Origin of the sequence: Hyphobacterium marinum, assembly GCF_036330325.1 — a bacterium.
Classification (GTDB): domain Bacteria; phylum Pseudomonadota; class Alphaproteobacteria; order Caulobacterales; family Maricaulaceae; genus Hyphobacterium; species Hyphobacterium marinum.
On the sequence record NZ_JAZDRO010000013.1, the window covers coordinates 1 to 713 of the forward strand.

The following is a 713-nucleotide window of genomic DNA, read 5'->3' on the forward strand; positions in this document are numbered from 1 at the left end:
CCCACCTTCACGACACCGCGCTCGATCCGGCCGGTCACAACCGTACCCCGGCCCGAGATCGAGAACACGTCCTCGATCGGCATCAGGAAGGGCTGGTCCACCGGACGTTCCGGGGTCGGGATGTACTCGTCGACCGCCTTCATCAGTTCCTTGATCTTCTCTTCACCGATCTCCGGGGTCTTGCCTTCCAGCGCAGCCAGGGCCGAACCGGCGATGATCGGAATGTCGTCGCCCGGGAAGTCGTAGGACGACAGAAGTTCGCGAACCTCCATCTCGACCAGCTCAAGCAGCTCCTCGTCGTCGACCTGGTCGACCTTGTTGAGGAACACCACCAGCGCCGGAACGCCGACCTGGCGGGCCAGAAGGATGTGCTCGCGCGTCTGCGGCATCGGGCCGTCAGCCGCGTTCACAACCAGGATCGCGCCGTCCATCTGCGCGGCACCCGTGATCATGTTCTTCACATAGTCGGCGTGGCCCGGGCAGTCGACGTGGGCATAGTGACGGCCATCCGTCTCGTACTCCACGTGCGCCGTCGAGATCGTGATCCCGCGCGCCTTCTCTTCCGGCGCAGCGTCAATCTGGTCATACGCCTTGAAGTCACCATAGTACTTCGTGATCGCAGCCGTCAGCGTCGTCTTGCCGTGGTCAACGTGACCAATCGTGCCAATGTTCGCGTGCGGCTTCGTACGCTCAAACTTTTCCTTGCCCATCGT

General features: G+C 62.6%; 1 protein-coding gene. It reads right to left on the minus strand.

What is annotated here, in order from left to right; genetic code table 11:
• Positions 1-710: GTP-binding protein (locus V0U35_RS13950; protein WP_330197386.1), on the minus strand; the 710-nt coding region annotated here is incomplete at its 3' end.
• Positions 711-713: the final 3 nt, after the last annotated feature.